This is a genomic window from Citrobacter amalonaticus (assembly GCF_001559075.2).
Taxonomy (GTDB): Bacteria; Pseudomonadota; Gammaproteobacteria; order Enterobacterales; family Enterobacteriaceae; genus Citrobacter_A; species Citrobacter_A amalonaticus_F.
The window spans coordinates 2,160,879-2,182,091 of sequence record NZ_CP014015.2; the positions used below are offsets into that span (position 1 = coordinate 2,160,879).

24 protein-coding genes are annotated in these 21,213 nt (G+C 55.7%); 7 read left to right on the plus strand and 17 right to left on the minus strand.

Translation table 11 applies throughout. The features are described from left to right. Position 1: 1 nt before the first annotated feature. The 11 genes from AL479_RS10345 to AL479_RS10395 form a co-directional block, all read right to left on the minus strand. Positions 2-1,693, minus strand: a complete 1,692-nt coding sequence (locus tag AL479_RS10345; protein ID WP_061076024.1) for a glycosyltransferase family 2 protein — start codon at positions 1,691-1,693, stop codon at positions 2-4. After that, positions 1,684-2,037 (minus strand): beta-hydroxyacyl-ACP dehydratase, encoded by a 354-nt coding sequence (locus tag AL479_RS10350; RefSeq protein ID WP_042998501.1) that lies wholly within the window; start codon positions 2,035-2,037, stop codon positions 1,684-1,686. The genes AL479_RS10345 and AL479_RS10350 overlap by 10 nt, the downstream gene beginning before the upstream one ends. Beyond that, the gene (locus AL479_RS10355; protein WP_061076025.1) at positions 2,024-3,385 is read right to left on the minus strand and encodes an AMP-binding protein; all 1,362 of its coding nucleotides are present in this window, start codon (positions 3,383-3,385) and stop codon (positions 2,024-2,026) included. Before AL479_RS10355 ends, AL479_RS10350 begins: the two co-directional genes overlap by 14 nt. Next, on the minus strand, positions 3,382-3,954 hold the full coding sequence (locus tag AL479_RS10360; RefSeq protein WP_061076026.1) for a hypothetical protein: 573 nt from the start codon (positions 3,952-3,954) through the stop codon (positions 3,382-3,384). Before AL479_RS10360 ends, AL479_RS10355 begins: the two co-directional genes overlap by 4 nt. Before the next feature lie 6 nt (positions 3,955-3,960). Further along, complete coding sequence (locus AL479_RS10365) at positions 3,961-4,212, minus strand: acyl carrier protein (protein ID WP_042323056.1); 252 nt, start codon at positions 4,210-4,212, stop codon at positions 3,961-3,963. 12 nt (positions 4,213-4,224) lie between these two features. Next, complete coding sequence (locus tag AL479_RS10370) at positions 4,225-4,482, minus strand: phosphopantetheine-binding protein (protein WP_061076027.1); 258 nt, start codon at positions 4,480-4,482, stop codon at positions 4,225-4,227. After that, on the minus strand, positions 4,463-5,296 hold the full coding sequence (locus AL479_RS10375) for a lysophospholipid acyltransferase family protein (protein ID WP_404979126.1): 834 nt from the start codon (positions 5,294-5,296) through the stop codon (positions 4,463-4,465). The genes AL479_RS10370 and AL479_RS10375 overlap by 20 nt, the downstream gene beginning before the upstream one ends. Further along, the gene (locus AL479_RS10380; protein WP_061076029.1) at positions 5,275-5,997 is read right to left on the minus strand and encodes a beta-ketoacyl synthase chain length factor; all 723 of its coding nucleotides are present in this window, start codon (positions 5,995-5,997) and stop codon (positions 5,275-5,277) included. Before AL479_RS10380 ends, AL479_RS10375 begins: the two co-directional genes overlap by 22 nt. 54 nt (positions 5,998-6,051) lie before the next feature. Continuing rightward, positions 6,052-7,113, minus strand: a complete 1,062-nt coding sequence (locus AL479_RS10385) for a methyltransferase (RefSeq protein ID WP_061076030.1) — start codon at positions 7,111-7,113, stop codon at positions 6,052-6,054. A gap of 69 nt (positions 7,114-7,182) precedes the next feature. Beyond that, the gene (locus AL479_RS10390) at positions 7,183-7,560 is read right to left on the minus strand and encodes a hypothetical protein (RefSeq protein ID WP_146109691.1); all 378 of its coding nucleotides are present in this window, start codon (positions 7,558-7,560) and stop codon (positions 7,183-7,185) included. 372 nt (positions 7,561-7,932) lie between these two features. Beyond that, the gene (locus AL479_RS10395; protein ID WP_061076032.1) at positions 7,933-8,982 is read right to left on the minus strand and encodes an AI-2E family transporter; all 1,050 of its coding nucleotides are present in this window, start codon (positions 8,980-8,982) and stop codon (positions 7,933-7,935) included. A gap of 131 nt (positions 8,983-9,113) precedes the next feature. Here AL479_RS10395 and AL479_RS10400 point away from each other — a divergent pair, with 131 nt between their 5' ends. Beyond that, positions 9,114-10,331 carry an MFS transporter gene (locus AL479_RS10400; protein WP_061076033.1) on the plus strand — a complete coding sequence of 406 codons (1,218 nt, stop codon included), beginning with the start codon at positions 9,114-9,116 and terminating at the stop codon, positions 10,329-10,331. 3 nt (positions 10,332-10,334) lie between these two features. Here the strand turns inward: AL479_RS10400 and AL479_RS10405 are convergent, their stop codons facing one another. Then, positions 10,335-10,892, minus strand: coding sequence for a DcrB family lipoprotein (locus AL479_RS10405; protein ID WP_044327800.1), 558 nt, complete (start codon positions 10,890-10,892; stop codon positions 10,335-10,337). A 77-nt stretch (positions 10,893-10,969) separates the two neighbouring features. Continuing rightward, entirely contained in the window at positions 10,970-11,635 is a 666-nt protein-coding gene (locus AL479_RS10410) for a 7-cyano-7-deazaguanine/7-aminomethyl-7-deazaguanine transporter (RefSeq protein ID WP_061076034.1), read from the minus strand. A 304-nt stretch (positions 11,636-11,939) separates the two neighbouring features. On the opposite strand from AL479_RS10410, the gene tusA reads away from it, so the two are divergent. Next, positions 11,940-12,185 (plus strand): sulfurtransferase TusA, encoded by a 246-nt coding sequence (gene tusA / locus AL479_RS10420; protein ID WP_042323034.1) that lies wholly within the window; start codon positions 11,940-11,942, stop codon positions 12,183-12,185. Positions 12,186-12,284: 99 nt separating this feature from the next. Here the strand turns inward: tusA and zntA are convergent, their stop codons facing one another. Both zntA and AL479_RS10430 read right to left on the minus strand, forming a co-directional pair. Then, a complete protein-coding gene (gene zntA / locus AL479_RS10425) occupies positions 12,285-14,483 on the minus strand; it encodes a Zn(II)/Cd(II)/Pb(II) translocating P-type ATPase ZntA (protein ID WP_061076035.1) in 2,199 nt (732 codons plus the stop codon). 76 nt (positions 14,484-14,559) lie between these two features. Then, positions 14,560-15,186 carry a lysoplasmalogenase gene (locus AL479_RS10430; RefSeq protein WP_061076036.1) on the minus strand — a complete coding sequence of 209 codons (627 nt, stop codon included), beginning with the start codon at positions 15,184-15,186 and terminating at the stop codon, positions 14,560-14,562. A 141-nt stretch (positions 15,187-15,327) separates the two neighbouring features. On the opposite strand from AL479_RS10430, the gene AL479_RS10435 reads away from it, so the two are divergent. Then, positions 15,328-15,687, plus strand: a complete 360-nt coding sequence (locus tag AL479_RS10435) for a DUF2500 domain-containing protein (protein ID WP_061076037.1) — start codon at positions 15,328-15,330, stop codon at positions 15,685-15,687. 65 nt (positions 15,688-15,752) lie between these two features. Here the strand turns inward: AL479_RS10435 and AL479_RS10440 are convergent, their stop codons facing one another. Then, a complete protein-coding gene (locus AL479_RS10440) occupies positions 15,753-16,022 on the minus strand; it encodes a DUF1145 family protein (RefSeq protein WP_042998484.1) in 270 nt (89 codons plus the stop codon). Then, positions 16,012-16,608 carry a 16S rRNA (guanine(966)-N(2))-methyltransferase gene (gene rsmD / locus AL479_RS10445; RefSeq protein WP_061076038.1) on the minus strand — a complete coding sequence of 199 codons (597 nt, stop codon included), beginning with the start codon at positions 16,606-16,608 and terminating at the stop codon, positions 16,012-16,014. The genes AL479_RS10440 and rsmD overlap by 11 nt, the downstream gene beginning before the upstream one ends. A gap of 159 nt (positions 16,609-16,767) precedes the next feature. On the opposite strand from rsmD, the gene ftsY reads away from it, so the two are divergent. From ftsY to rpoH, 4 genes are all read left to right on the plus strand, one after another. Beyond that, complete coding sequence (ftsY, locus tag AL479_RS10450) at positions 16,768-18,249, plus strand: signal recognition particle-docking protein FtsY (protein WP_061076039.1); 1,482 nt, start codon at positions 16,768-16,770, stop codon at positions 18,247-18,249. 2 nt (positions 18,250-18,251) lie between these two features. Next, positions 18,252-18,920, plus strand: coding sequence for a cell division ATP-binding protein FtsE (gene ftsE / locus AL479_RS10455; RefSeq protein ID WP_042998481.1), 669 nt, complete (start codon positions 18,252-18,254; stop codon positions 18,918-18,920). After that, a complete protein-coding gene (gene ftsX / locus AL479_RS10460) occupies positions 18,913-19,971 on the plus strand; it encodes a permease-like cell division protein FtsX (protein WP_042998480.1) in 1,059 nt (352 codons plus the stop codon). Before ftsE ends, ftsX begins: the two co-directional genes overlap by 8 nt. 292 nt (positions 19,972-20,263) lie before the next feature. Continuing rightward, complete coding sequence (gene rpoH, locus AL479_RS10465) at positions 20,264-21,118, plus strand: RNA polymerase sigma factor RpoH (RefSeq protein ID WP_044327806.1); 855 nt, start codon at positions 20,264-20,266, stop codon at positions 21,116-21,118. Positions 21,119-21,213: the final 95 nt, after the last annotated feature.

A 21,213-nucleotide genomic window follows, 5' to 3' on the forward strand; every position in this document is an offset into this window, starting at 1 on the left:
TTTACTCCTTGTTTTTGGGTTCCGGCAACTGCCAGAAATCGAAAAAGTTAAACCAGTCGAGTGGCGACTGTAACGCGTAATGCTCAAGACGTTCGGCATAGCGGTCGATGGTCTGCTGTAGCGCCTGCTGGCGTTCGGCACGCGGTAGTACCAGCGGATCGGCGAACGGCTCGCAGTGAATGCACAGCTTCTCCTGCTGACGCAGGGCAAAGAGGAGATCCACCGGGCAGCGCAAGATTGAGGCAAGGATAAATGGCCCCTGCGGGAACGGGGCGGCTTGCCCCATGAAACGGCTCCAGCAGACGCGCCATTCGCCACCACGCTGGGGATTTACCGCAATGCGATCGCCGACAATAGCAATCCATTCCCCGCGCTCCAGCTTCTCTTTGAGCGCAATGGCGGTGTCCGGGCCGATGTCGGTCACTGGCATCAGGTTGAGTCCGGCCTGCGGCGCCATCTCTTCCATAATCTGCTTAAAACGCCGGGCGTTATCGCTGAACACCAGCGCGTTGATGGTTTTGCTGCCCTGCAACTGCGCCAGCGCGCGACAGGCTTCAACATCGCCCAGGTGGGAGGCCAGCAGTAGCTTACCGCGAGGATCGCTGACGTTCAGCGCCTCTTCAGCCCCTGGCGCAAACACCACGTCGCGGCCAAAATGCAGTTCACCGCGCCAGCTGGCGATTTTATCGAGCATCGCGTTGCCGAAGCGCAGAAAGTGTTGATAACTGGTGAGGTTAGCTGGAACTGGCCTCTGGCGTGCGGCCAACTGCGCATGCACGCGGGCGATCCAGTTCTGTGAAGCGCGGCGTGCAGAGGACGCGGTCAGCCAGTAGACGCCGACCACCGGCCAGAGCAGCAACGTGAACGCCTTGCGTCCCAGCAAACGCCATACCCATAGCATCAGGCGCATTCCCCACAGCCCTTTCACCTCCTGCTGGCGCGCCCAGTGCGGCGACGTTCGACGCAGCAGCAGTGACGGGATGCGTGGCAACATGCCGAAGAACAGGCGCGTGTGCATCAGCGAAATGCGACAGTTATCTTTGAAAGCATCGAAGTGCGACAGTCCGTCCGGCGGATAGGTCACGCGAGTCGGGACAAAATAGCTGGGGGTGCCCTGCCACCAGAGACGCACCATCACTTCGGTGTCGAAATCCATCCTCTTGCCAAGCGTCACCCGCTGCGCCAGCTGGCGCGTAGGACCGACAGGGTAGACGCGAAAGCCGCACATGCTGTCTTTCAGTTGCAGGGACAGGGTTTCAATCCAGACCCAGACATGGGTTATCCAGCGCCCGTACAGGCGCGAACGGGGAATGGAATCATCGTAAATCGGCTGTCCGGAGATCAGCGCGGCGGGATGGGTCTGCGCCAGTTCCAGCAGTTTTGGGATGTCTTCAATGGCATGTTGACCATCGGCATCGACCTGGACGGCATGGGTAAATCCGGCTTCTGCCGCCGCCTCTAATCCACGGATCACCGCCGCGCCTTTTCCGGCGTTTTCCGCCAGACGGATTAAGGTCAGACCGGCGGTGTCCACGGTGAGTCTGTCCAGTTCCTGCTGCGTGGTTGCATCGCTGCCGTCGTCCACCACAATACACGGCAGATTAAACGGCTGCAGGCGTGTCAGGACACGCGACATCATGGCGCCGTGGTTATAGCAGGGGATCAGCACGCAGGGGGAAAAGGTTAACGACATAGTCGGATCTTCCCGCTGCTGGCGGTATGGCGCGCGTCGCCATCGTGGCGTTGATAGCTGAACGTCAGGATCTGACGCGCCTCCTGCCAGCTCAGCGTTAGCGTGACGGTGTTTTCCGGCAGCAGCGGCGCCTGGAACTTCACGTTCTGAATGCTGTGAAAACGCCAGCCGGGAGCGAGCAGGGTGGTGGCATAGTGCATCACCCAGTCCATCTGCGCGACGCCCGGCAGCAGCGGCTGCACGGCAAAATGACCGCTAAACCAGAACAGGGAAGGATCGAGGTGCAGGACGATCTCTACCTGTTGGGGCTGTGCCTGATGGCGCTCAATTTCATGGGGTATCATGAAACAACTCCTGTAATTGCGCATAGACACGCTTATTCATACTGTTGACCGGGATTTCGTCGATGACCCGCCAGTAACGCGGTACGGCGACCGGCTCGAGCCACGGCAGAAGCGCTCGCCGCCACGTCAGCTCCTGCGTTTTTCCCCCGCTGTTCTGCCAGCGCTGGCGCGCCTCGTCATCCAGTACCAGCAGTACGCCCACGCCCTGGCGACCGCCGCGGGTGATCGGCAGGGCGGCGACTTCGCGGATGCCCTTCAGCTCCAGCAGGCGGTGTTCGACTTCGCTGAGCGAAATGCGCTTCTCTTCAATTTTGACTACCCGTCCACGACGTCCCATCAGACGGAACTGGCCGTTTGGCTCAAATTGCAGGATATCGTCGAGCAACAGACCGTTAGCATCGGCAATCAGCGGAGAAAAGACGCGAAATGCGGCATCTTCTGCGGTAAATGACACGCCAGGGAAGGGTAGCCAGGCGACGTTCTCCTGCTGACGATAGCGCCAGGCGAGAATACCGGTTTCGGTGCTACCGTAGATTTCATCCGGCCAGACGTTCAGCCAGGCGGCGGTTTGCGTGACGTCCTGCCACGGTAACATGCCGCCCGCCGACAAAATCATTGCCACTGGCGGTGCGGGAAGCTGGTGGTCGAGACGTTTTAAAAACGCCGGGCTGCTGATGAACACATAGCGATGTTCGTGACCCAGCGCAGCCAGTTGCTCCGCGTAGTAGAGCATGGCTGCATGCAGCGGCAGGCCAAGGGCCATTGGCAGGAAAATACGGAACGTCAGACCGTATAGATGCTGCGGCACGACGGAGGCTACCACCCGGCACCCCGTCAGGCGGTCGGCAAAGCGCGCCGCCAGCAGTTCGGCTTCGTGGTCCAGACGGGCAACAGGTTTGACGATGCGCTTCGGCTGTCCCGTCGAACCGGAGGTAAACAGCTCAACATACGCATCGTGGCGCAGGGGCGGGAAGAAGCACGCCTCATCGCTGAGCGTCATTGCTGAGCTGACCACCCACAGCGGCCCTTGCCAGCCGAGCGTTTTATCGCTCAGCACACCGTCAAACAACGCCCGCTGCTCGTCGAGCAAAGAGACGCGATTATGCCCCGGAATCACGGGCGTTTTCCCCGCATGCAGGGTCGCCAGCAACGCGACAATAAACAGATAGCTGTTTTCAAAACAGAGCGCCCAGCGATCGCCTTCCTGCTGTTGCAGGTGTGCCATCAGTTGCGCGACATCGTGGCGCAAGTGACCGAGCGTCCAGTGGCGTTCGTCCAGCCAGGCGACAGGCGTGTTCGCTGGACGGGGGGAGGTGAGCCATTCGGCAAGCGTCAGGGTCTGTTTCATTGTGAATCTCGATTCATCATCCAATGGCGTACCAGCCATTCGCTGCCCATCAGTAACCCCATCAGCAGGTAGGCAATCATGCCATTCCATGCGGTCCACATCGCCATATCGCCATGGAGGGCGGTAAACAACGCCACGCCGCCATTGACGATAAAAAAGGCGCACCAGATCTGCGTCACCCGGCGGGTGTATCGCACCGCCACATCCGGAAGCTGGGGATCGCGCAGTCGCGCCAGTCGTTCAACGATGGGCATCGATGACCAGAGCGAACCGCCAAAAACGGCAAGCATGACGGCATTCACGACAACCGGATAAAACAGCAGAAGCTGATGGGTTTTAAGCAGGTAACTGGCGACGCACAGGGTGATACCCACTGCTGCCACCACCTGAGTGACTATGCGCAGCGGACCCGCCTGTCGCCGGGTCTGGCGAAAGCGTAAGAACAGCAGGAGTGCCATCAGCGGCAGTAACCACTGCAGGCTGTGGTGCGCCAGACCAAACCAAATCAGGAAAGGCCAGGCAAGCAACAGCACGCCTGTCAGCACAGGCAATGTGCGAATGCCGGACACGGCGAATCAGGCTTCTTTAAGCAGGCGTTCTACCGCGTCAACGACATCCTGCACGGTGCGTACGGCTTTGAACTCTTCCGGCTTGATCTTCTTACCGGTTTTCTTTTGCAGATGGACGATCATGTCGACCGCATCGATGCTGTCCAGCTCAAGATCTTCGTACAGACGCGCCTCAGGTTTGATGTCCTGCGGGTCTATCTCAAACAGCTTAACCAGCAGCGCAGAGACTTCGTCATAAATGGCGTGTTGATCGGTCATAACGGACTCTCCTCAGGCACGTTGCGCATTAATGAACGATGCCAGCGTGGCGACGGAGAAGAAGTGCCGACGCATCTCTTCACTTTCCGCGGAAAGCACCACACCGTACTGATTTTTTACCGCCAGTCCCAGTTCCAGGGCATCAATCGAGTCCAGCCCCAGGCCGTCGCCAAACAGCGCCGCCTCGGTGTCAATGTCGTCTGTCGACAGTTCGTCCAGATTCAATGTTGTTATGATGAGATTTTTAATTTCAAGATAAAGCGCTTGCATCATTAATTCCTGAGAGAGGTAACGTACCTGGTTGTAATTGAAGCAAAAGATGCCGGTTTAGCTGTCTTGCCGCCAGCGCCGGTTCTTGTAAATTTGCGTCGTAAAAGTGGTCAATCTTCACCCGCTCGCGTACCTCGACGGTAAACAGCGGTTTTGTGGGGGGCACCTGATACCATTTGCTTTCTTTATCCAGCATGCGCTGGCTGCAATGGATGGTCACTACGCGAATATCGCTGCCGCAGCGCACGGCGATATTCGCCGCGCCGCGTTGCAGCGTCATGGTCTCACCGGGGCGAGTGCGGGTGCCTTCGGGGAAAATTAAAATCGTATCGCCCTGCGCCAGGCGTTGTTGGCTGGCTGGTAACAGGGCGTCGGCCTGGCTGTTCACCAGATAATCCGCGGCACGCACTACGCCGCTAAGGAACGGGTTCTTCAGCAGCGCGCTCTTCACCAGACAGTCTGTTTCGGGCATCACCGACGCCAGCAGGACATAATCGATCAGGGTGGGGTGATTTGCGACCACCAGACATCCGCGTTCCTGACGCAAAATATCCACCCCGTTCATCTGATAATCCAGCACGCCCAGCACCCGGGTTACCGTTAAAAAGAGACGGAAACTGGCGGCAATGCTGCGTCGGGCAATGCGGCGACGCCGGGCATTGTCCCATACGAACACTAATAAAATGTTAAACCAGACGACCGAAAGCAGCAGCCCACCGAGTCCGAAGAGGGCGAAGCAGAAGCCGGTCATGGCGATCCGCCAGAGTCGGTTCAGCATGGAGATAACCCCTTTCATGACCGACTCCAGTGCCAGTTCACTCGCTCACCCGGAAGAGTAAACGAGCTGGCATTCTGCAAATAGTGCTGTAAAAACAACAGGCTTTGCGGGAGTGCCGTTTCAGCGCCAGCCTGAGTCGGTTCGCTCTGACACACCCAGTCGTTGCCTGCTTCGCAGACCAGCGCGGTGGCGTAAGGCCAGGTTGGCATATTTTCCGGGAGGCGCGGGTGGTAAAACTCGGGAAGAAAACCGTCGAAATCGACCATCAGCACACGCTGATAACCCGCCTGTAGCAGGCAGATGATTTCACATAGCCCCTGCTGGAAGCTATCGCGTCCGGCAGAAAGTGATGACGAGACGATAGGGTGTTTAGCCGCGATGGTCAGGTTGCCCACCGCTGAATTGTGTACCGACAGGGCAAAATCGGTCGGTGAGAGCGCCTGCTCCGTCGCCAGCGCATGCAGAATCCGGTAGTTACGTTCGAGTTCTCCGTGGCGACTGGTGTATAGCACCGCATCAATATCGTGGCGACGCAGCATCGCCAGCCCGCACTCGACGGCCAGTTTACTGCCGGAGCTAAGACGACGGGCGGTCATCATCGGCAGTTCACGCAGTTTGCCTTGTGCCGCCGACGGATCGATGGCGTGCGGATGCCGTGACCATTGCAGCCACTGTATCAATTCGCTCAGACCTGGCGCCATCGCCCGCCAGTCGGTAATGTTTAGTGAGAATTTCATCAACGCGCGTCCGCGGTAAACCGGTGATTCCAGTAGCGTTCAGATGCTACTTTGTTATTTTTTCTTCTGACATATCAATAAGGTATGTCCAACGCCTAAGTTGTCGTGGCGTTCATCCACCTGGAACCCTGCCTTGTCCAGATAGCCATAAAATTTCTCTGCGCTGTAGAAACGGCTGTTGCCGTTCGCCATGCAGGTAAAATAAAGCGAAGACGCATTCAAACTGAATGAGGCGGCTTCAAAACGCTGTGCATCCCAGAACAGCTCCATAATGCACAGCCTTGCGCCGGGTTTCATCACACGGGCAACCTTGCTGAGCATGGCGACAATTTGCTCCGGTGAAAAACAGTCAAGAAATTGACTCATCCACCAGATATCGGCCTCGGTGGGTAAAGGCGCGTCGCCAAGCATATCCACTGCATGAAAATCGATGCGATCGGATAATCCTGCATTTTCGATATTTTCGCGGGCAAGTGCAATTTGTTGTGGCAAATCTAATAACGTTATCGCGATATTTTCGTCGAATTGACTACAGCGTATTGCCCATTTTCCCGTATTTCCGCCTACATCGTACAGGGTTGCAGGACAACTGGCGAATACATGCGGTAATGCCGCGTCAAACGCCCCGTCAGAATAGTAATGATCGAAGGCGAACCAACTTTCACGTGCGGACGGCGGTAATTGCGACAATGCCGGATAAATGGTTGGCCAGTCGCCAAACACTTTTAACCCGGACGGTTTTCCTTCTTTCAGGGCATTCTCTAAAAAGAACAATCCCTGATAACAGACATCATGGGTGAAATCCATATTCACGCGAGTCATGGTGTCATGCAAAAGGAAATGTCCGATTTTCGCCAGATAATAGCGTCCCGCTTTATGGGTGATGATGCGCCCGCTTAATCCCATATCCAGTAATACGCTGACCGCATATTCGTTGACGTGGCTGTTTTCGGTAATGTCTTCCAGCGTTGCACCCTGTTTACCCTGGCGGTCAAGGTAGGCCAGTACATCAGCATTTCGCAGGCAAAGTGCGGTTTGAAACAGCATGGGGGCGAAGGCGATACGCTGCGCTTCAGTGATCGCATCCAGTGCGCTGAGGGGATCCTGTTCGTACATGGCGAGTACAACCTGTTAAGAAAACAAAAAGAGATTATCGGGCCGAACGCGGCCCGACTTTAGGCGTTATTACAGAGCCGCACCCGCAGACAGGTTCAACTGAATGTCTTTATCCAGGTTACGTACCCAGCGGTTGTAGTTTTTATGAATTTTACCGCCAGAAGCCTGCAGGTTGAGGCTGCTGTCGTATTTGATATCGTAGCTGGAGGCGGTGTAGGTAATACGCACTTCTGCAACATGGTCGCGAGACTGCTGACGCGCTTTGATCACGCCTGGACCCGCTTCCGTCATGATCCATTTACGCTGAACGCCTGCTTTCAGGATCGCGTTTTTCACCTGATCCAGAGTATGGCCTGCAGTCACTGAAGAGTGAACCTGATCGATGGGGGCAGTACGCGCACAACCTGCCAGCGCACCGACAACGGCAATCGCCGCAAACCACTTAATGTATTGTTTCATGAAAACTCCCTATCAAAATCACTATTTATATTAACGTTGAATGCATTTCTGAATTTAGTTTTAGTAACAATAATACCGACTATTTTTAATGTTAACTTTGACGGAACACCGTGAAAATTCTGAAATTAATTCATGCACGCGGCAGAACGTTTATCTTCCGGATTATCATGGTATTAGTTAGTTTTCACTTAAATTAAACTGTCGATATCATTTAATTTGGATTAAATGCACTGCAGAAAAACCTGGAACGCATTTCGCGAAGGAAACCGCGCGCTTATTGAAACGTCCAGGTAACAAAAGCGCGCCTTATAATACTTTCACCTGTAAGTGAATAAAACTACCCTGGTTGGTAGGGCGGATTTATCCCGGTAATCGATTTTTCGGCCGCCCTGGGCCCAGTAATATTGCCAGTTTACTGCCGCCTGTTGTGGTCTCCATCCAGATTTTACAGACGCTGGTCAGGGGAACGGAGAGCAACATCCCCACCGGGCCGAGCAACCAGCCCCAAACCAGTAAAGAAAGAAACACCACCAGCGTCGACATGCCCAGGCGATGGCCCATCATGCGCGGTTCAACCATGTTGCCCAATACCATATGGACCACCAGGAACAGCGCCCCCACCAACACGCACTCATAAACGCCATTGAAAAGCAGCGCCTGAACCATTGGCGGAACAGCGGAAATCACCGAGCCAATATTGGGTACATAGTTCAGCAGGAACGCCAGCACCCCCCACATCAGGGCAAACTGAATGTTCATCAGCTCCAGTCCCAGCCAGACGATGAGTCCGGTCCACAGGCTGAGCAGCGTTTTTAACGCCAGATAGTGCGAAACGCCCTTCAGCGCCCGGTGCAGTCCGGCAATGTGGATTTGCGGGTTATGCAGCGCAAAACGCATTTTGTAAGGCACATGGCGGACCTCAAACAGCATGAAAACGACGGTCATCACCAACAGAATGATGCTGGCCATCGCGCCTGACAGCCCGGTCATCAGCGTGGTGGTGAAGGTGACAATTTTGTCGGAGTCGATGCGTTGTAACATCCGTTCCGGAGACATGTGCAGATTTAAAAACGGCATCATCTCCTGCACATACAGCACTTTGCGCGTCAGTTCTTTGTTGTATTTCGGCAGCATGGCAATAAATTCATTAACCGAGGCCGCCAGCACGCCAATCAGCGCGGTGAGCACGAACAGCATTACGACTACCACAATGGTGATCGCCACCGGGCGTTTCACTCCCCGACGGATAAACCAGGTGACCAGTGGATTGAGGACAATGGCGAAAAAGAGCGCCAGCAACAGTTGCACAATGATATCTGCAGCGGCGTGGATCCCGGCGAGAATGACGACCAGCGAGGCCAGTTTGAGCAGAATATGTAGACCGGCTTTGTCGGGCTGAGGGGTTGTCATGTTTACATCCTTTTTTGATTTTCATTAAGTGTAGCGGCTCGCTGGCTGCCGATATTCCTAATCTGGCTGCTGATTTTCCCGGCGTGGCGTGGTAGAAATGAAACATTGTTGTAAAAACGTGGTGATCCCCCATGCCCGAACCCGTCGCTGAACCGGCGCTTAATGGATTGCGCCTCAATCTGCGCATTGTTTCTGTTGTGATGTTCAACTGTGCCAGCTACCTGACCATCGGCCTGCCGCTCGCGGTTTTGCCCGGCTATGTGCATGATGTCATGGGCTTTAGCGCCTTCTGGGCGGGTCTGGTCATCAGCCTGCAATACTTCGCGACCTTACTCAGCCGCCCTCATGCCGGACGCTATGCGGATCTGCTCGGGCCAAAAAAGATTGTGGTTTTTGGCCTGTGCGGCTGTTTTCTCAGTGGGGCGGGCTATTTTCTGGCAGGAAGCGCCAGTAGCTGGCCGGTCGTCAGTTTATTGCTGCTCTGTCTGGGGCGTGTGATCCTGGGGATTGGACAGAGCTTCGCCGGGACCGGCTCGACGCTATGGGGTGTGGGCGTGGTGGGCTCGTTGCATATCGGGCGGGTGATCTCCTGGAACGGCATTGTGACCTACGGGGCGATGGCGGTCGGCGCGCCGCTCGGCGTGCTGTTTTACAGCTGGGGCGGGCTACAGGGATTAGCGCTGATTATCATGGGGATCGCGTTGCTGGCCATTTTGTTGGCGATTCCGCGCCCTGCGGTGAAAGCGAGCAAAGGGAAGCCTTTGCCGTTTCGTGCGGTGCTTGGACGCGTCTGGCTATACGGAATGGCGCTGGCGCTGGCCTCGGCAGGTTTCGGGGTGATCGCCACCTTTATCACCCTGTTCTATGACGCCAAAGGCTGGGACGGCGCGGCATTTGCGCTCACCCTGTTTAGCTGTGCGTTTATCGGTACGCGTCTGTTGTTTCCGAACGGCATCAACCGCCTGGGCGGTCTGAATGTGGCGATGATCTGCTTTAGCGTTGAGATTGTCGGACTGTTGATGGTGGGCGTGGCGATGGTGCCGTGGATGGCAAAAATCGGCGTACTGCTGACAGGAATGGGGTTTTCGCTGGTCTTCCCGGCGCTTGGCGTGGTAGCGGTAAAAGCGGTGCCGCAGCAGAATCAGGGCTCGGCGCTGGCGACCTATACGGTGTTTATGGATCTGTCACTGGGGGTGACGGGACCGTTGGCTGGGCTGGTGATGAGTTGGGCGGGGGTTCCGGTCATTTACCTGGCGGCGGCAGGGCTGGTGGCGGTTGCGCTGCTGTTAACCTGGCGGTTAAAAAAACGGCCTCTGCAGGAATCGCCAGAGGCCGTCTCATCATCCTGATGGTTACTGAATAACCAGCGTATTAATGATGTTTTCAGCGGCCGTTTGCGCTTTCTGCTGGTCGTCCGCTGGCAGTGTAATTTGCAGAGTCAGCAGTTGGTTATCGACTTTACCCAGCACCACAGAAGAGTAAGCCGTCTGGCCTTTCGCCGAGATGATGCTGTCTAACTGTTGCAGCGTGTGACCTTTCAGCTCGATGGATTTGTTGGTCACCACCTGCAACTGCGGGTCACGGCTGCGCTGCTGATCTTCAAGGCGTTTTGCCAGCACAGACAGCTCTTCGTTGGTGTTATCGCCGACGATAACAATCACCGCTTTCTGGCCGGTCGCGTCAGAGTAGACGTGCATATTGTTGGCCTGCGTACCCAGCTTGCCGCTCTGATCGGTCATATCTGCCGGCAGTGAGAAACTCAGTTTGCCATCCAGCAGAGAAACCGGCTGACCGGTTGCGTTGCTTTCTGCCGCCGTGCCTTCTGCCGGCGCTTTTGTATCACTATTATCACAGGCCGCCAGCCCCATAACCAGCAGGCCAATACCGACATATTTAACCAGATTACGCATTGACTTCTTCCTTTCGATAAACGGCCATAACGGCGCATCTGTTCATCTTATCACAACCCGGAAAAGGAACCTTTAGCTCAACTTGTCTGCATGACCGGGATTTCAGATTTATCTGCCAGTTTTTTCAGCAACATATTCAGCAATACGCCATACATCGGCAGGAAGAACAGGATGCTGATCAGCACTTTGAAACAGTAATCGACGATGGCGATTTCCATCCAGTGCTCGGCCATGAAGGCATCCGGACTGCGCCAGAACGCAATAAAGAAGAAAGCGAGGGTGTCGCTAACGTTGCCAAACAGCGTCGAGGCCGTCGGCGCCATCCACCAGCGGCGGTTCTGACGCAGGCGGTTAAAGACGTGCACATCAAGAATTTGTCCCAGTGCATAGGCCATAAAGCTGGCGACCGCGATACGGGCGACAAACAGATTGAAGTGCATCAGCGCGCCGAATCCCTGCCAGGAGCCCATATAGAACAGCGACGAAATCACATAGGAGATCAGCAATGCGGGCATCATCACCGCAAAGATAATTCGACGGGCCAATGGCGCGCCAAAAATTCGCACGGTCAGGTCGGTAGCGAGGAAAATAAACGGAAAGCTAAACGCGCCCCAGGTGGTGTGGAAACCAAAAATGGAGACCGGGAGCTGGACCAGGTAGTTACTGGAGGTGATCACCAGCAGGTGAAATAGCGATAGCCAGAACAACGCTTTTACGCGCTGCGAGTGTGTAAATGCATTCATGTTGTACCTTTTTAATTGATGATTGGGGTGAGGGAACCCAATTCGTGCTACACGCTATTGCATGGCCATTTTGCTCTCGGGCAGTGCTCGCGCTCCTCACGTACTACGTGTACGTTCCGGGCGCTGTGCGCTGGCCTCAAACAAACTGACTGCACCAATAACGCGTCTTCCTTTTTCAGGCCGCCGCATAATACTGCTTTGCGGTGGCATTGCAATGGCTATTTTTCACGCAATCGTTAACCTGATTGGCTTACTCCCGAACTGAGCGTAAACTACAGCCGTTTTTTTAGCGAATGAGACCACGATGAGCGATCTGTTTTCCTCTCCCGACCATACCCTTGATGCCCAGGGACTCCGCTGCCCGGAACCGGTGATGATGGTGCGTAAAACCGTACGCAACATGCAGACTGGCGAAACGCTGCTGATTGTGGCGGACGATCCGGCGACCACCCGTGATATTCCCGGGTTTTGTACCTTTATGGAACATGAGCTGGTGGCAAAAGAGACCGACTCTCTGCCGTACCGCTATCTGGTGCGTAAAGGCCAGTAATCTTGTTATGCCGGATGGCGCTAACGCTTATCCGGCCTGCGAATGACGAACAGCCTGTAGGCCTGATAAGCGTTAGCGCCATCAGGCGAGAAACAGGCTCTACCCTTTACGTAACAACCGCAGTGCGTTAGCGGTGACCAGCACCGTCGCCCCGGTATCCGCCAGCACCGCCAGCCACAGACCCGTTATTCCGAGCAGCGTGGTGACGAGAAATATCCCCTTCAGTCCCAGCGCAATGGTGATGTTCTGACGGATATTGGCGTGGGTCGCGCGCGCCAGTTGGATCATCTGCACCAGCCCCGTGAGGCGGTTATGCGTCAGTGCGGCATCCGCCGTTTCCAGCGCGACATCCGTCCCACTCCCCATCGCGATACCAATCGCGGCGGCCTTCATCGCTGGCGCATCGTTAATGCCGTCACCTACCATCGCCAGCGGCGACTGTTGATTCAGCACGGTGACCGCCTTCACTTTATCTTCCGGCAGCAGCCCGGCGTTAAACGTCAGACCCAGTTCGCCAGCAATGGCGGCCGCTGCGCGCGGGTTATCGCCAGTCAGGATCACGCCGTTCACACCCAGCGTGTTCAGTTCGCGGATGGCAGTGCGAGCATCGTCGCGCAGCGTATCCTGCAGGGCGATGACGCCGATCACGGTCTCGTTGCGCAGGACCAGAACGACCGTCTGCCCGGCACTTTCAAGCTGGTTAATTTCTCCGGAAAAGGCGTCGGCAGGACGTTTACCGGCAGCGCAAATCAGAACGCTTTCGCCATTCACCTGTGCTTCAATACCTGACCCTACCAGCGCCCGTTGCCCCTCGGCGGGCGGGATTGTTAGCCTTGCGGTTTGAGCTTCGCGCACAATGGCCTGAGCCAGCGGGTGCGTTGCGCCTTGCTCGACGGCTGCCGCCAGCGCCAGCAGTTCAGACTCACTGACGCCGGTGGCTGGATGAATCGCCGTGACGCGCGGCTTCCCGACGGTTAGCGTCCCGGTTTTATCAAAGGCGACCTGGGTAATACGGCCCAACTGTTCCAGCGCCGCGCCGCCTTTAATCAATGCCCCGCGACGGGCCGCTGCCGCCAGTCCAGAAGTGATGGCCGCAGGCGTGGAGATGACCAGCGCACACGGACAGCCGATCAGCAGCAGCGTTAACCCTTTATAAATCCACTCCTGCCAGGAGCCGGCGAACAGCAGCGGCGGGACGAGCGTCACCAGCAGGGCGACGGCCATAATCGCAGGCGTATAAATCCGGCTGAAGCGGTCGATAAAACGCTCGATTGGCGCACGACGCTCCTCGGCCTCTTCGATTAACTTCAGAATGCGGTCAATCGCGCTGGCGCCTGGTTCAGAGAGCACTTCCAGCGTGACGAGACGGTCCACGCTGGTCGCCCCCGCCGGGACTTTATCACCGGTGGCGCGTTCCACCGGGATCGATTCTCCCGTCAGCGCACTCTCATCAAAACTGGCAAAACCAGAGACCAGTTTACCGTCGGCAGGCAGACGTCCCCCGGCAGCGACTTCAATGATGTCGCCCGGTTGCAGGGTGTTGATTGCCACCTCTTCGCGTACGCCATCGCGCAGACGCGTCGCGGTTTCTGGTTTCAACGCCATCAGCGCGCTGACCCCTTTACGGGCACGACTGGCGGCCCAGCCTTCGAGGCGTTCGCCAATCAGGAACAGCAGCAACACCATTGCCGCTTCTGCCGTGGCGCCGATGAACAGCGCCCCGATAGCCGCGACGCTCATCAGCGTTTCAATGGCAAACCAACTGCCGCTTTTAATCAGACGCAGTGCCTGGCGGGCAATCGGGAACAGGCCGACCAGCGTCGTGGCGATAAATGCTAACTGGCCAAACGGGTGGTTGAACTGCTCCAGTCCCCAACTGAGCGCCATCATGACGATCAACGTCAGCAGCGGCAGGTTCTCTTTAAAGCGGGATTCAGGAGCCTCTTCCTTCGCCTGTTCATCGCGTAGGGTGTAACCCGCTTTTTGCACCGCGTGCTCGATTTGCTGGCGGAGATCGCCGTTGCTGTCGACGACCAGCTTCTCGGTGGCAAACAGCACCTGGGCCTGGTTGACGCCGCTGACCTGGCGCACTGCATTTTCCACTTTGCGGGCACAGGCGGCGCAGTCCATTCCGGACACTTTCCAGCTGTAGCGGGTGCCTTTTACCGTATCGACAACGGATTCAGGGGGAGAGCATGTACCTTCGCAGCAGCAGTCATCGGACTTCTGCGGCGAGGGAGCAGGCTTAAAAGATGAAAATTGTGGGGCTTTTTTGCCATCGTGAGCAGGTATCGACATGGCATCCTCCGGTTGATGATAATTTTCTCATTAACCGGAGGATACACTCTGGAGTCGACTCCAGAGTCAAGCGTTATTAGAGATAAAGCGAACGGACGATCAGGAAGTGTCCGGCAAAGTAGCAGGCAGCAGCGATGGCGTTGTCCGCGCGGAAACGACAGCGGTAATGACTGCCCAGCCAGACGATGTTGCCAATGAACAGCAGCGACGCGCCCAGAAACGCCGACAGCGCAGGCGAGGTGGGGCGGAAAAACCACAGCTCACCAGCCAACCAGACCATAACCAGCGTCATGGCGATAAAGGTGCAGACCGGCCAGCGCAGCTCTTCGAGGCGTGTCCAGATCACCGCAATCAGCAGAGCGCCCAGCACCATCAGCACCAGCGGCAGCGGCCAGAAGAAAGAGAGCGTCATCTGGCTGGCAAAATAGATGGTGTACAACAGGTGCGAGAGGAAAAAGGCGCCAATCGCATAGAGCAGTCGCTGACGCGGCAGTAATGTCAGCGCATCGCCAACCAGTGAGGCGCAAAGACCGGCCAGTACCAGATAGCTCACCGCATTAAACATCGGCGCCTGCCAGGCCAGTAACAGCAGGAGTAATAAGGTGACGGGTTTAAAGACCCAGCGTTGCCAGACGGGGCCACGGTAGGAGGCATCCACAAATAACCACGCGGAAAGGCAGACAGCGATAAACGACCAAAGCATCTTAGTTCCTTGAATTCGTTATTTTTTCGTAAGCGGTATGCTCACAACCCTGCTGTTCAGTGTAGAGGTCGCGACCACCTGATGACAACACCATAACGGGCAGGGTATGCTTATTTCCGCATTTTCTGATGGGTTATCAATATGAGTAAGCCGCCACTTTTCTTCATTATTATCATTGTGTTAATCATTGTTGCAGCCTCGTTTCGCTTTATGCAACAGCGGCGGGAAAAAGCCGATAACGAGGCGGCGCCGCTCCGGCAAACGCAGATGGTGGTCAGTAATAAGCGTGAAAAACCCATCAATGACCGACGTTCCCGACAGCAACAGGTCACGCCAGCGGGAACCAGCATGCGCTATGAGGTCAGCTTTAGGCCGCAGAACGGTGGGCTGGAAAAAACGTTCCGCCTTAACGCGACGCAGTATCATGCGCTGACGGTAGGAGAGAAAGGGACGCTGAGCTACAAAGGGTCGCGCTTCGTCGATTTTGTTGCTCAGCAATAAGACGGGAAACCGCTCGCCTTTGCAGGCCGGATAAGCGAAGCGCTATCCGGCACTTTCATGCAGCATTACTTTTTGACGTTAAACTTCTTCTGCCAGACCAGCAGCTCAAACACGCCAAACAGGAAAATACGGACTTTCTCGCCGGTGGTCATTTGCGGTCCGTCTTTGGGCAGAGTGGACTTCAGCAGCGCCAGCTGCATGCCGTGCATCAGTACCATGAACACGAGGGCGACGTTAACGAAGATGTTGAGCGGTCGCGGGAAGGGTTGCACCAGGTTTAACAATAAGAATGCCCACACGCCGAGCATCAGTAGTCGACCAAGATTAATCAGCATCGCTTTCTCCTTGTGCTTCGCGTTGATACAAACGGTACGCGACCTGCCCGGCGATTTTTTCCCGGTACAACGACCAGTTCGTCGGCACGGGCGGCAGACCGTTTTCCACTTCGCTTTCCACGTAAACCCAGGCAACATCCGCCAGCCAGCCGTGAGTTTCCAGCAGGCTTAAGGTCTCTTCCAGTAACCCTTTACGAAACGGCGGATCGACAAACACCACGTTGTGCGGCGTGCCCGACTGCGCCAGGAATGTCAGGGTATTCGTGTTAACGACTTTTGCATTCCCTGCTTTCAGCGTAGCCAGGTTCTTTTGTAACTGCTGAGAGACCGCGCGATCCATCTCCAGCAGCGTGGCGCCAGCGGCATAGCGTGATAGCGCTTCCAGCCCCAGCGCGCCGCTTCCGGCGAAACAGTCCAGACATTGGGCCTCTGGCATCACCGGCGCCAGCCAGTTAAACAGCGTTTCACGCACGCGGTCCGTTGTCGGGCGTAGACCGGGGCTGTCGGGGACCGGGAGTTTGCGGCCGCGCCATTGTCCGCCAATAATGCGGATTTGGCCGCTACCTGAGTGATTCGTTTTTTTCATTTCTGTTGCTCAAACCGCCGTGTGCAGATGATTCCAGGCGGTGATGTGGATTAAGTAAAGTGATAGACTATTTCATCATTTTTTTTAGCGTGTATACACAAAATCATTCAGGATGCCTCAAGGCGGCAAGAGAATGAGTCCCCAGGAGCGTAATCGCAGATGGCAAAACAGAAAAAACGTGGCTTCTTTTCCTGGCTGGGCTTTGGTGAAAAAGAGCAGGAACAAGAACAAAAAACCGAAGAGCAGCAGGGTGTTGAAGCGCAATTACCGTCCGACGAGCCCGTTGAAACGTCGGCTGACGTAGAAGCGCAAGCGCCGCTTCACAGCAAAGAAGAGACGGAAGCCTTTGCTGAAGAAGTGGTTGAGGTGACGGAACAGGTTCAGGAAATCGAAACCTTCCCGTCTGCTGAACCCGAACCCGTGGTCGCTGAAGAGCGCGTTGAGCCACAGATTGCCGTTGAGCATGAAGAATTGCCGCTGCCGGAAGAGGTGAACGCCGAAGAGGAAACCTCTGCCGAAGAGTGGCAGGCCGAAGCGGAAACCGTTGAGATTGTTGAAGCGGTGGAAGAAGAGGCGCAAAACGAACCGGAACTGACTGACGAAGAGCTGGAAGCACAGGCGCTGGCGGCGGAAGCGGCGGAAGACGCGCAGATGGTCGTGCCGGTAGCGGAAGAAGACGCGCCGGTTGAAGAGATGATTCAGGAGCAGGAAAAACCAACCAAAGAAGGCTTTTTTGCGCGTCTGAAGCGCAGCTTACTGAAAACGAAAGAAAACCTCGGTTCCGGATTTATCAGTCTGTTCCGTGGTAAGAAAATCGACGATGATCTGTTTGAAGAACTGGAAGAACAACTGCTGATTGCTGATGTGGGCGTGGAAACCACGCGCAAAATCATCACTAATCTGACCGAAGGCGCCAGCCGCAAACAGCTTAAAGATGCCGAGGCGCTGTATGGCCTGCTGAAAGAAGAGATGGGCGAGATTCTGGCGAAAGTCGACGAACCGCTGAACGTTGAAGGCAAAACGCCATTTGTGATTCTGATGGTCGGCGTGAATGGGGTGGGGAAAACCACCACTATTGGTAAGCTGGCGCGTCAGTTTGAACAGCAAGGGAAATCCGTGATGCTGGCGGCGGGCGATACGTTCCGCGCCGCAGCGGTCGAACAGTTGCAGGTCTGGGGCCAACGTAACAATATTCCGGTGATCGCCCAGCATACCGGCGCGGATTCCGCTTCCGTTATCTTTGACGCCATTCAGGCGGCGAAGGCGCGCCACATTGATGTGCTGATTGCCGATACCGCAGGTCGTCTGCAAAACAAATCGCACCTGATGGAAGAACTGAAAAAAATCGTTCGCGTAATGAAGAAACTGGACGAAGACGCGCCGCATGAAGTTATGCTGACGCTTGACGCCAGCACCGGGCAGAATGCGATAAGCCAGGCCAAACTGTTCCATGAAGCGGTGGGTCTGACCGGTATTACCCTGACCAAGCTGGACGGTACGGCGAAAGGTGGGGTGATCTTCTCGGTGGCCGATCAGTTTGGCATCCCTATCCGCTATATTGGTGTGGGCGAACGTATCGAGGATTTACGTCCGTTTAAGGCGGACGATTTTATAGAGGCACTTTTTGCCCGAGAGGATTAACAATGATTCGCTTTGAACATGTCAGCAAGGCCTATCTCGGTGGGAGACAAGCGCTGCAAGGGGTCACATTCCATATGCAGCCAGGCGAGATGGCGTTTCTGACCGGCCACTCCGGCGCGGGGAAAAGCACCCTGCTGAAGCTTATCTGTGGGATTGAGCGGCCCAGCGCCGGGAAAATCCTCTTCAGTGGGCATGACATCACACGTCTGAAAAACCGTGAAGTGCCGTTTTTGCGTCGTCAGATCGGCATGATTTTCCAGGATCACCACCTGTTGATGGACAGAACGGTATTCGACAACGTGGCGATCCCGCTGATTATCGCCGGTGCCAGCGGGGATGACATTCGTCGTCGCGTGTCGGCGGCGCTGGACAAGGTCGGACTGCTGGACAAAGCGAAGAACTTCCCGATTCAACTCTCCGGCGGTGAGCAGCAGCGTGTCGGTATCGCTCGTGCGGTCGTGAACAAGCCTGCGGTACTGCTGGCGGATGAACCGACCGGTAACCTGGATGACGCGCTGTCGGAAGGGATCCTGCGTCTGTTCGAAGAGTTTAACCGCGTCGGGGTGACGGTGCTGATGGCGACGCACGACATCGGACTCATTTCCCGTCGGTCGTACCGTATGCTTACCCTGAGCGATGGCCATTTGCATGGAGGCGAAGCCCGTGAATAAGCGCGACGCTATCAACCAAATCAAACAGTTCGGTGGACGACTGGACCGTTTTCGTCGTTCCGGCGGCTCCTCTGGCGACGGTGGACGTAACGCGCCGAAGCGGGCGAAACCGTCGCCAAAGCCGAACTCGCGTAAAACCAACGTCTTTAACGAGCAGGTGCGCTATGCGTTCCAGGGCGCGTTGCAGGATCTGAAAAGCAAACCGCTGGCGACGTTTCTGACGGTGATGGTGATTGCCATCTCCCTGACTCTGCCGAGCGTCTGCTACATGGTCTACAAAAACGTTAACCAGGCGGCGACGCAGTATTACCCGTCTCCGCAGATCACCGTTTATCTGCAAAAAACGCTGGATGATGATGCGGCGGCAGGCGTCGTCGCTCAGTTGCAGGCTGAGCAGGGCGTGGAAAAGGTGAACTACCTTTCCCGTGAAGATGCCCTTGGCGAATTCCGCAACTGGTCCGGATTTGGCGGCGCGCTGGATATGCTGGAAGAGAACCCCTTGCCTGCGGTAGCGGTGGTGATTCCGAAACTCGACTTCCAGAGTACCGATTCGCTGAATACGTTGCGCGACCGCGTCTCCCGCATCAACGGGATTGATGAAGTGCGGATGGACGACAGCTGGTTTGCCCGTCTGGCGGCGCTGACCGGTCTGGTCGGGCGTGTGTCGGCGATGATTGGTGTGCTGATGGTTGCCGCCGTCTTCCTCGTCATTGGTAACAGCGTGCGGCTGAGTATTTTTGCCCGTCGCGATACCATTAACGTGCAAAAACTGATTGGTGCGACGGATGGATTTATCCTGCGACCGTTCTTGTACGGCGGCGCATTGCTCGGTTTTTCCGGCGCATTTCTTTCACTGATTTTGTCAGAAATTTTGGTGTTACGACTGTCGTCGGCGGTCACGGAAGTGGCGCAAGTTTTCGGAACGAAGTTTGATCTCAATGGCTTATCGTTCGATGAGTGCCTGTTACTGCTGCTGGTGTGTTCGATGATCGGCTGGGTGGCGGCGTGGCTGGCGACGGTTCAACATTTACGTCACTTTACTCCCGATTAATAAAACCGTGATATAATCTTTCCCTGCAATGGGTTTCCGTTCGCAGGGAAAGAGTTCCTGTTGTCTCTTCCCCGCTTTTCATCTTCATGTCACAATTTGTGCGTAATTTATACACAACGTTGCATTGAACTTGTGGATAAAATCACGGTCTGATAAAAGAGTGAATGCTAATCTCGTTGCTCATTAACGCTGGCACGGTTGTTGCTCACGGTTGTTGCTCACGGTTGTTGCTCACGGTTGTTGCTGATGTCTATCGCTGTGGTGCCAGACGATAAAAATTGAGAGGATTTGAATGACCAAAGAAATGCAAAATTTAGCTTTAGCCCCTGTTGGTAACCTGGAGTCTTACATCCGGGCTGCGAACGCGTGGCCGATGTTGTCGGCTGACGAGGAACGGGCACTGGCTGAAAAGCTGCATTACCAGGGCGATCTGGAAGCAGCTAAGACGCTGATCCTGTCTCACCTGCGCTTTGTTGTTCATGTTGCTCGTAACTATGCGGGCTATGGCCTGCCGCAGGCGGATCTGATTCAGGAAGGTAATATCGGCCTGATGAAAGCCGTGCGCCGTTTCAACCCGGAAGTGGGTGTGCGCCTGGTTTCCTTCGCCGTGCACTGGATCAAAGCTGAGATCCACGAATACGTCCTGCGTAACTGGCGTATCGTGAAAGTGGCGACCACCAAAGCACAGCGTAAGCTATTCTTCAACCTGCGTAAAACCAAGCAGCGTCTGGGCTGGTTTAACCAGGATGAAGTCGAAATGGTTGCGCGTGAGCTGGGTGTTTCCAGTAAAGACGTCCGCGAGATGGAATCTCGTATGGCGGCGCAGGACATGACGTTTGATATGTCCTCGGACGATGAGTCCGACAGCCAGCCGATGGCGCCAGTCCTGTATCTGCAGGATAAAACCTCTAACTTTGCCGACGGCATTGAAGAGGATAACTGGGAAGATCAGGCTGCCAACAAACTGACCCACGCGATGGAAGGTCTCGACGAGCGTAGTCAGGACATTATCCGCGCCCGCTGGCTGGACGAAGATAACAAATCCACGCTGCAGGAACTGGCCGATCGCTACGGTGTTTCCGCAGAACGTGTGCGTCAGCTTGAAAAGAACGCCATGAAAAAACTTCGCGCCGCTATCGAAGCGTAACTCCCGCGAAGTCCCCGCTAAAACCCTGGATAACTGTCCGGGGTTTTTGTTTTTTTAACGCCTGCTCTGGCGAATTCCTCCCCCCTGGCAAACAC

What these genes read in the sequence shown, in the direction of transcription:
- AL479_RS10405 (WP_044327800.1), bottom strand. Translation starts at nt 10,892, where the DNA reads ATGCGTAATCTGGTTAAATATGTCGGTATTGGCCTGCTGGTTATGGGG.
- AL479_RS10410 (WP_061076034.1), bottom strand. Translation starts at nt 11,635, where the DNA reads ATGAATGCATTTACACACTCGCAGCGCGTAAAAGCGTTGTTCTGGCTA.
- ftsE (WP_042998481.1), top strand. Translation starts at nt 18,252, where the DNA reads ATGATTCGCTTTGAACATGTCAGCAAGGCCTATCTCGGTGGGAGACAA.
- tusA (WP_042323034.1), top strand. Translation starts at nt 11,940, where the DNA reads ATGAGCGATCTGTTTTCCTCTCCCGACCATACCCTTGATGCCCAGGGA.
- AL479_RS10400 (WP_061076033.1), top strand. Translation starts at nt 9,114, where the DNA reads ATGCCCGAACCCGTCGCTGAACCGGCGCTTAATGGATTGCGCCTCAAT.
- AL479_RS10365 (WP_042323056.1), bottom strand. Translation starts at nt 4,212, where the DNA reads ATGACCGATCAACACGCCATTTATGACGAAGTCTCTGCGCTGCTGGTT.
- AL479_RS10345 (WP_061076024.1), bottom strand. Translation starts at nt 1,693, where the DNA reads ATGTCGTTAACCTTTTCCCCCTGCGTGCTGATCCCCTGCTATAACCAC.
- rsmD (WP_061076038.1), bottom strand. Translation starts at nt 16,608, where the DNA reads ATGAAAAAAACGAATCACTCAGGTAGCGGCCAAATCCGCATTATTGGC.
- AL479_RS10435 (WP_061076037.1), top strand. Translation starts at nt 15,328, where the DNA reads ATGAGTAAGCCGCCACTTTTCTTCATTATTATCATTGTGTTAATCATT.
- AL479_RS10370 (WP_061076027.1), bottom strand. Translation starts at nt 4,482, where the DNA reads ATGCAAGCGCTTTATCTTGAAATTAAAAATCTCATCATAACAACATTG.
- rpoH (WP_044327806.1), top strand. Translation starts at nt 20,264, where the DNA reads ATGACCAAAGAAATGCAAAATTTAGCTTTAGCCCCTGTTGGTAACCTG.
- ftsY (WP_061076039.1), top strand. Translation starts at nt 16,768, where the DNA reads ATGGCAAAACAGAAAAAACGTGGCTTCTTTTCCTGGCTGGGCTTTGGT.
- AL479_RS10355 (WP_061076025.1), bottom strand. Translation starts at nt 3,385, where the DNA reads ATGAAACAGACCCTGACGCTTGCCGAATGGCTCACCTCCCCCCGTCCA.
- AL479_RS10430 (WP_061076036.1), bottom strand. Translation starts at nt 15,186, where the DNA reads ATGCTTTGGTCGTTTATCGCTGTCTGCCTTTCCGCGTGGTTATTTGTG.
- AL479_RS10440 (WP_042998484.1), bottom strand. Translation starts at nt 16,022, where the DNA reads ATGCTGATTAATCTTGGTCGACTACTGATGCTCGGCGTGTGGGCATTC.
- AL479_RS10395 (WP_061076032.1), bottom strand. Translation starts at nt 8,982, where the DNA reads ATGACAACCCCTCAGCCCGACAAAGCCGGTCTACATATTCTGCTCAAA.
- AL479_RS10350 (WP_042998501.1), bottom strand. Translation starts at nt 2,037, where the DNA reads ATGATACCCCATGAAATTGAGCGCCATCAGGCACAGCCCCAACAGGTA.
- AL479_RS10380 (WP_061076029.1), bottom strand. Translation starts at nt 5,997, where the DNA reads ATGAAATTCTCACTAAACATTACCGACTGGCGGGCGATGGCGCCAGGT.
- zntA (WP_061076035.1), bottom strand. Translation starts at nt 14,483, where the DNA reads ATGTCGATACCTGCTCACGATGGCAAAAAAGCCCCACAATTTTCATCT.
- AL479_RS10385 (WP_061076030.1), bottom strand. Translation starts at nt 7,113, where the DNA reads ATGTACGAACAGGATCCCCTCAGCGCACTGGATGCGATCACTGAAGCG.